Genomic DNA, 8,322 nt, shown 5'->3' on the forward strand with positions numbered 1-8,322 from the left:
GGGTGGAAGCACAGCAATGTGTGCAGCTGACGAATACTAATCGGTCGAGGGCTTATCCTAAACACGTTTACCGTGACCCATACATCCGGTAGACAGCAGCAAGAAGGTTCAGCAAACCTTATCTTTCGTATCCAGTTTTCAGGGCGCAAATGGCTTTGAACACATTAAGCACGACTCCCACAGCTTGTGGGTTTTATTGTTTCCATGGAGGATTAGCTCAGCTGGGAGAGCATCTGCCTTACAAGCAGAGGGTCGGCGGTTCGATCCCGTCATCCTCCACCATATTGCGAGTCATTAGCTCAGTTGGTAGAGCACCTGACTTTTAATCAGGGTGTCGTAGGTTCGAATCCTACATGACTCACCATTTTTACATGCGCGTATGGCGGAATTGGCAGACGCACTAGACTTAGGATCTAGCGGGCGACCGTGGGGGTTCAAGTCCCTCTACGCGCATCATATGCATTAGAAAAGGCTTCTTGGATCAGTTAGATGATCTAAGAAGCTTTTTTGTATATTTATTTTCACCCGGACAAAGGTCCAGAGTAATTGAAAACTATGTTAAGCTTATCAAGAAACAATAATATATAAGTCCAAGTAAGACAAAAAGGCCTAATCTCGGCAGAAGGGAAGTTGAGCGATGCGTAAACCTGATGCCTTACGGATGTTGGAAAAGCTGATTTTCCCTGCAATAAGAAGTTATAGCTGTCAAGTTCCGGCGGACAGTTTTTCAATCCCAAGAACGCTCCATACCTACATCATATGTGAAATTACGAGTGGCCGAGGCGTGGCGGTTATTAATGGAACGTCTTTAACTGTCAAGAAAGGCGATCTTTTTTATGTTCAGCCAGGTATGACGATCGAAGGAAAGTTCGGCAGCGAGCAAGCCATTCATGTTTCGATTATTATGTTTAGAGCGATTATGGTGCACAAAGAAAATAGAAATTGGTCAGTAAGTCAGCCAATGTTTCCATTCCCGGCAAAGCTGGATATGTTGAGCCAAGCAGTCTCCATCCATGATGCAATACATTATTTTATTAAAAGGGAAAGCCCGCATCGAACAGACAGATTCACTAAAAGCAGAAAGCTCAGCAATCTGCTGCATGCCGTTGCAAGTTTGAATAGTACGCAGGACGAAGGTGATCCACAAGGCCTGCTGGGGATGGAGCGTACTTTGGCTTACATAACACAGAATTATAGCAAGGAAATGAGAATTGAGCATCTAGCGAAAATGGCAGGCTATAGCATGAATCATTTTACGCGAAGCTTTAAGCATCAAATGAACATGACGCCAACAGAATATATATTAAAGCAGAGGATTTCAAAGGCGAAACAATTGCTATTTTCATCAAAAAAAGCAAAAGAGGTAGCGGAGCAAGTCGGCTATAAGGATGAGCATTATTTTAGCCGGGCGTTCAAGAAGGCAGAGGGCGTGGCGCCAACATTGTACATCAAAAATAAATGCCATCGCATTGCAGCGCTCTACTATGGGATTGACGATCATTTGTTGACGCTGGGGCTAACGCCTGTTGCAGCCTTGTCCTATAAGGAGCGTGTTTCTTATTCTTATCCATTGCCAGAACTGAGCGGAGATATAGAGAACAAATTCAAGCTGGACAGCCGTAAATCAAATTATGAAAAGCTGATGAGATCGAAGCCTGACATGATGCTTACGAGTGATCGCTTGCTACATGATGATTCGCTTAACCAGATTGCCCCAACCGCCGTATTGGCACATTCGAATCAATACGGTCAAATGCTGGAGCAGATGGCTAAAATATTGGGAAGAAAGCGGCAAGCTGCAGATTGGGTGGATAGGTATCGCGAGCAAATAACAGTGATTAAACAAAATATTATCACGCGCTGGGGAACACCATCCGTTTCTTTTATTAGAGTTAGTCCGCACTTTTATCGGGTTTACGGAGCAGGAAATCATCTTACTTTATGATGATCTTGCTTTGCATCTGCCGCAAGGCTTTCCAAACCGGGAGTGGGCCAAAGACATACAACTGGAGGAGGTAGCTTCTTTCCAGGCGGATCACATTTTTATTATGACTGATCCTACGGCTGAGGCCAGGCAACGACTGCAAGTGCTGCTTCAGTCCGAACAGTGGGCTTCGTTAGAGGCGGTTCGGCATCAGCGGGTTTATGAAGCCGGAGATATGTTTTTTAAGGCGCTGGGTCCTACAGGTAGAATGTGGGCGATAGATTACGTTGCATCACAGCTAAGAGAGTGAACTTGGTGAGAAGGTCCACCATTAATAGATGAATTAGTCCATTGCTAATGAAGGGCTCCTTCTTTATCATTAATGATAATGATTATTATTATTAAAAAGAGAAGAGGAACAAAACAGATGCTTAAGAACAGATTCATCCCTCTCGTTGTTCTTGGTTTGCTGCTGCTTACCTTAGCGGCATGTGGAGGTAATAGCGAAAAGCAAGGCCAGACAGAAACCGCAGCACCAGTAATAGAAGCGACGGCAGAGCCAATAGCCGCTGATTTGACACGAAAGGTTACACATTTGAAAGGCGAATCGATCGTACCTGCCAAAATTGATCGAATCGTCGTTCTCTCCGCAGCATATATTGACCATCTTCTTACTATTGGGGAGAAGCCAGCTGGCGTAAATGTCGAGGTACGGTACGGAGGCGATTATCTTCCTTACTTAGCTAGTGAGCTCGAAGGCGTAAAATTGGTAGGCTCGGCAGACAGCCCTAATCTTGAAGCGATCGTAGAGATTGATCCTGACGTTATTCTTGTTGAGAGCCGTACGGCAGAGGACACCTACGAACAGCTGGAGAAGATAGCCCCGACCATAGTTCTCGGCACAGAATGGCTTGAATATGAGGATGATACAACCTACTGGACAAAGGATCTGCTAATGGTAGCGGAGCTTTACGATAAGGTTGAGCTAGCGGAAAAAAGAATAGAAGAATTGCATCTAAAAACGGCTAAAGCAAGCGAGATCGTCAATAAATTAGACCATAAACAGCTGGCATACCTTCGGGTAAGAGAAAAAAACCTCCAGATCTATGCTGGGAAAGGGCATCCGACGAATACGCTCTTGTATCACGATCTTGGGTTTGCGCGCACGGAGCTGACTCCAGAAGAGCAAAGGGCTGATTTGTCGTTAGAGGTCGTTCCTGATCTGGATGCGGACTATATCGTTTTAGAGGTTGACCCGAATGGACGGGACAATCTGAACAGCATGAATCAAAGCGCTTTATGGGCAAAGGTGCCTGCCGTTCAGAATGAGAAGGTTTATGAAACAGACTCCTTTTGGTTGTTCAAGGGATGGGGCGTTATCGGCCGTGGGCAGATTGTAGACGATGTGTTGAAAATGGTTGAATAGAAGAGTGCTTCTGCTTGGGGTGAAGGACGTTCGATGAATAATGAAACAAGATTCCAGATCGCACAATCCTTTTTGCAAAATCATTTTCGGATTTCTGTGCGGCAGCCGGATGATGAAGATTATTCTTTTGCAGTGACTGAGCTGCTTGATTCCGTATCTCGAACCGCGATTCTGGACATTCAATCCGCTCTCTTAAGTCATCCCGACCGGAAAGTGGTGGGTACGCTGTTTGCGAAGCGCTATTCCGTATGGTTTACGGGACTCGTTGCAGCAGTTGGATTGTTTGATTATAGGCTGTCATCGAATCCGGCAAATGTTCGCTTCCATATATCCAGTCAAGCTGTAATGGCATACCAAACGAAGCCAGAAGCGCCAGAATGGCTTTCCCATACGGATTTGGCAAAACGAAGGAATCAATTAGCTGATTATTTTCAAGAGCTGCTGCAAAATACTGATCTCGTTTTCGCTTCCGTATCGGAGCATACGAGCGTCCCCACGAAAGTGATGTGGTCCTTAGTAACCCATCAGCTCCTGCAATATTATGCGAGATTGGAAGAGGAGCACAATCGGGAATTGACGAAGGAAAGGCTGCAGCTTATTGCAGACGATCAAAGCATACTCATGGGATGTAAAAGGGAGCATCTGATATCTACGCAATTACGAAGTGTGATGCATCCAAGACGCGGGAGCATTTTGTATATACGGCGATACTGCTGCTTGGCATTCAGATTAAAGCGCCATGGCTATTGCCATACATGCCCGAGGCTCAGTGCGTCAGATAGAGAGCGGATGCTCATGCAGGAAAAGTAAGAAGGCATAAGCCTGATCATGTTTGTTAGATTTTGGTTAAAGTCCTGCTGAGCGGGGCTTTTCTTTGTGTACCGGGCTAAGCAGGCCGGTGTAATTAGGAATGTTCATGATCTGCTTTTTGTCAAAGTGGGTGGCATCGCGTATAATTAACCCATCTAAGGGAGGCTGATTCATGAATTTTTATGTTTCGTTTTTTACAAACATTAGCATCCTTATTACCTGTGCCTACTTATTTAACCTCCTATATAAAAACCTATTCCAAAACGCGTCGGATACAACAAAAAACATTGTTCTCATTTTAACCTTCATCTTCTCGGGCTGGCTCGCTATGAAGGTAGGCTTGCAATTACATAAAGGCCCTGTTTTTGATTTGAGGGTCGTGCCGATAATATTTGCGACATTAATGATTCGGAATCCTGTGCATGTTCTTATTATCGGTATCGGTATTGCGGCTTCGAGATATGGGGTTAACGGAATTACGCCAAATGCATGGACAGGATCGATTAATATCACCATACTCGCTTTCGTTTCGGCAGGACTTGTACGGCTGTATAGGGGCAAGCAAGCATGGAGTTATCCTAAAAAAGCGGCGATATCACTGTTTACGATTAATATTATTCAGGTAACGGGCATCGCAATATTTGGCGCTGTCGATCGTCAGGAATATTTAAAAAACATTATGCCGTACACACTGCCTCTTTCTATTCTGCTGGGTGCATTTTTTATCTTTATTATTTATGATTTTTATAAAGAGCAGCTGCTTGTGGATGAACTCCGGAACAAAAACCTGATACTGATTGAACAGAAGCAGGAGCTTCTTTGCACGCAGAAAGCACTGGAAGAAAAGGCTGCTCAAATCCTTAAAGACTCCAAATATAAATCAGAATTTATGTCCAACATGTCGCATGAGCTCAGAACTCCTCTAAATAGTATTATTTTGCTCTCTGAACTTATTGGAGATAACGAAGCAAAGGATGAATATAGCGAGAACAAGCAGTATGCCGATATCATTAATGGCTCCAGCCAAGAATTGCTGCGGATCATCAATGATATTTTGGATTTATCCAAAGTAGAGGCAGGCAAAATGGAAATCGACTGGGGAGAGATATCGATGGAGGATATCACTCAGCTGTTATATCATCAGATCGCTCCAATGGCAGAGAAAAAGAAGCTTTCCTTTCATATATCGATAGAGGATACGGCTCCAAAGCTTTTTGTTTCGGATGGCTTAAGACTAAGCCAAATTCTAAGGAACCTATTATCTAATGCCGTTAAATTTACAGACAGCGGAAGTATCCGTTTAGAAATTAGGCAGGATTCATTCACGGAAAGCATCGTATTTTCCGTAAAAGATACGGGGATTGGTATTGATGAAGAAAATCAGAAACTCGTATTTGATGCCTTTTTGCAGGAGGACAGTACACTGAAACGGAAATATGAGGGAACAGGGTTAGGCTTATCAATCAGTCATCAGCTAGCCAGGCTGCTTGACGGTTCGCTAGCCCTGAATAGCATAAAAGGGGTGGGCAGTGAGTTCACGCTGCGTTTGCCCATCCAGCCTAAGGTCGAACGACAGCTGTCCAGCAATAGTCCACTACAATAAACTTGGAGGTTAGCATGCTCGTTTATGGATGTGATTTCAGTGGGGCAAAGGATCCGAATGGCAAAATATTTATAACGGTAGGCGACTTGGATAACCGTGTTCTTACAATAGAGCGTGTCATTCCTTGCGAGGATAGACTTGATTTGTACCATAAAATTAAAAATGAATCTGGACCATGGGGGCTTGATTTTCCATTTTCGATTCCTAACACACATTTGAAGGAACAATATCAGTCTTCATGGAAGTATTTTATACAAGAGGCCTATGCCGATACGCGCTTGCATTTTAAGACAAGATTCGGAAAGGTTCACAGCGGCAGGAATAATGATCGTGATTGTAGAGCAACGGATAAAGCTGTTGATGGGAAAAGTCCGATTTCCGAAACTCCAATCAGCATGAACGGCATGCTCTATGGCGGGAGGAAGCTGATATTTAATCTGCTTAATCAAGCTGCTGTTTATCCTTTTGATCGCCATAGGGAGGATGCAGCTCGGTTATACGAGGTATATCCAAGCCACGGCTGGGCCAAGCTTGGCTTGAATCGTGAGGATACTAGCGCAGCTGCGAGGCTCCCTGAGCAGTTCAAGCTGGCTGTGGATGCTACATTTGATATTAGGTTGAATCCTCATCTCATTCCGATTCACGCAACCGGTCCCAAAATCGGCAAGCTAATCGATCACGCTTCTGATTCGGTGATGGCTTGCATCACGTTGGCATACAGCATTTATAGCGCTAAGATCGACAAAGACTGGGAAGAAAAGCCGTCATTTGCAACGCCTGAGGAATGGCTTCATCGCCATCAAGAATGTTTGGTCGTTAGGATCGTATAAGGAAATAGGCATGCCCGGGTTTTAGGTAACCCGGACATGCCTTCTTTTGTTGGAATATAAGACTTTATATATTTCACGAGATAAAGTATTCTTCTAATTCTACGAGAAAAGGGGATACACTCCTCTTGCAGAGGACGGCGAAGCCGTTTTTTCATGTAGATTACAATCCTAGCTCCATGCCTGTATAGATGAGTACGGCATCCCTTAGAAATTGCGACGCACCAGGCTGATGCTTGTCGTAGTATGCGGTGAACCGTTCATCATCGACATACATTTGAGCGACGCCCGCATGTGCTTCCTTACTGTAATGTCCCCAGTAGAAGCTTAGCCACTGACGATGCAAATCGGCAGCCTTTTGCGCAAGCTCGCTTGCTGGATCGCCAGCAGCATAAGCCTCAACTAGCGTGCTAATGACTTGCGATCCCAATTGTTCGATTTCAGCATGCTGCTGCTCAGACATGTTTTTGAAGATCTGATTGGAGCGCTCTATTTGTTCGTCTCCGTATTTCTCTCTTATTTCTTGCCCATATAGCTTCTCATTCTCATCCATTAATTGCTGTTTAAAGCCTTCGAATTTTTCTTGGTCGGTCATCGTAATTCTCCCTTCATGTTGAGCTAAAGTTTTGTCGACGTTGGCGATGAGCAAGTCGAGCTGCTGTCTCTTTTCAAGCAGTCTTTGCTTGTGCTCGCGCAGCGCGCTTTTTCCGTCAAAGGAGGGGGCGGTCACAATTCTTTTTATTTCCTCAAGACCAATGCCCAGCTCTTTATAAAATAAAATTTGCTGCAGCTTGTTGACCTCCTCCTGCCCATAAATACGATACCCCGAGGAGTTGATTCGAGCGGGCTTCAGCATCCCGATTTCATCGTAATAGCGCAACGTCCGGGTGCTGATTCCAGCGATCAGTCCTAACTTTTGTATGGTGTATTCCACAAGCTCGCCTCCTGACAAGATCATCGTACACCTTCACGCAACGTGAAGGTCAATCATTATTTTCAGTGTATCAAAAATGGCTAAACCGTCAAAAACAGATGTAATTGAGCTGTATTTATTTGATTGTATATATCCTTTGTCGCAGGAGCACAGTGCTTGCGCGAATGAGTAGGACATGGGGCTTCAAAAATTCATTCTTGAAACAAATACAAACGAATCTAAATGATTCGCGAGTCATAGCTGATTTAAAGCTTGAAATCCGAGGCTTGGCTAATCAAAACGGAATGATCCGATACTGGGCATGAAGGAGCATGAGCGTTACTGGGAACTAGGTATGAGCGCGTAGATAACAGCTTTGAATTTGATTTTGAAGCAGCAAATCATGAGACGGAATAACGGATATATGTCCATTTTTTTTATCCTTTTGATATTGAATATATGTGAATTTTAAATAAAATGATTTATTTTTGAAAAAAGACTTGCAATGATAGTGTGATACATGATATATTCTAATTCCGGCCGAGAGAAACACGCGGACGACAAGCAAAACAAGCGATATGAATGAAAGAAAAGATTGCTCTTTGAAAACTGAACAACGAGTAACAACTGCCTCGCAAATCCTTCGGGATAAGCGAAAAAGCGATAACAAATGTAATGAGCATTTCAAACACCTGAAGCTTTTCGATTCGACATCGCGTCGAAGCGAAAACTTCTAATATGGAGAGTTTGATCCTGGCTCAGGACGAACGCTGGCGGCGTGCCTAATACATGCAAGTCGAGCGGATCTTGTCCTTCGGG

Annotated in this window: 7 protein-coding genes, 3 tRNA genes and 1 rRNA gene; 10 read left to right on the plus strand and 1 reads right to left on the minus strand. The window is 44.1% G+C overall.

The window, feature by feature from the left end; translation table 11 throughout:
• Nucleotides 1-206 precede the first annotated feature (206 nt).
• The 9 genes from AB4Z29_RS32010 to AB4Z29_RS32050 all read left to right on the plus strand — a co-directional run bounded on the left by AB4Z29_RS32010 (nt 207) and on the right by AB4Z29_RS32050 (nt 6,593).
• Nucleotides 207-282 (plus strand) — tRNA-Val (locus tag AB4Z29_RS32010).
• Nucleotides 283-288: 6 nt separating this feature from the next.
• Nucleotides 289-364: transfer RNA gene (locus AB4Z29_RS32015), tRNA-Lys, on the plus strand.
• A gap of 9 nt (nt 365-373) precedes the next feature.
• Nucleotides 374-453 (plus strand) — tRNA-Leu (locus tag AB4Z29_RS32020).
• A 208-nt stretch (nt 454-661) separates the two neighbouring features.
• Nucleotides 662-1,945 carry a helix-turn-helix domain-containing protein gene (locus AB4Z29_RS32025; protein ID WP_441946927.1) on the plus strand — a complete coding sequence of 428 codons (1,284 nt, stop codon included), beginning with the start codon at nt 662-664 and terminating at the stop codon, nt 1,943-1,945.
• 10 nt (nt 1,946-1,955) lie between these two features.
• The gene (locus tag AB4Z29_RS32030) at nt 1,956-2,234 is read left to right on the plus strand and encodes an ABC transporter substrate-binding protein (protein WP_441946921.1); all 279 of its coding nucleotides are present in this window, start codon (nt 1,956-1,958) and stop codon (nt 2,232-2,234) included.
• A gap of 117 nt (nt 2,235-2,351) precedes the next feature.
• A complete protein-coding gene (locus tag AB4Z29_RS32035; protein WP_441946922.1) occupies nt 2,352-3,350 on the plus strand; it encodes an ABC transporter substrate-binding protein in 999 nt (332 codons plus the stop codon).
• A 33-nt stretch (nt 3,351-3,383) separates the two neighbouring features.
• Nucleotides 3,384-4,160, plus strand: coding sequence for a hypothetical protein (locus tag AB4Z29_RS32040; protein WP_441946923.1), 777 nt, complete (start codon nt 3,384-3,386; stop codon nt 4,158-4,160).
• 172 nt (nt 4,161-4,332) lie between these two features.
• Nucleotides 4,333-5,763, plus strand: a complete 1,431-nt coding sequence (locus AB4Z29_RS32045; RefSeq protein WP_441946924.1) for an ATP-binding protein — start codon at nt 4,333-4,335, stop codon at nt 5,761-5,763.
• Between the two features lie 14 nt (nt 5,764-5,777).
• A complete protein-coding gene (locus tag AB4Z29_RS32050; RefSeq protein WP_441946925.1) occupies nt 5,778-6,593 on the plus strand; it encodes a hypothetical protein in 816 nt (271 codons plus the stop codon).
• 160 nt (nt 6,594-6,753) lie between these two features.
• On the opposite strand, the gene AB4Z29_RS32055 is transcribed toward AB4Z29_RS32050, so the two are convergent.
• On the minus strand, nt 6,754-7,524 hold the full coding sequence (locus tag AB4Z29_RS32055; protein ID WP_441946926.1) for a MerR family transcriptional regulator: 771 nt from the start codon (nt 7,522-7,524) through the stop codon (nt 6,754-6,756).
• Nucleotides 7,525-8,238: 714 nt separating this feature from the next.
• Between AB4Z29_RS32055 and AB4Z29_RS32060 the strand changes: the two genes are divergently transcribed.
• Nucleotides 8,239-8,322 (plus strand): 16S ribosomal RNA (locus tag AB4Z29_RS32060); the annotation flags it as partial.

Source organism: Paenibacillus sp. 2TAB23 (assembly GCF_052115165.1).
Lineage (GTDB): Bacteria > Bacillota > Bacilli > Paenibacillales > Paenibacillaceae > Pristimantibacillus.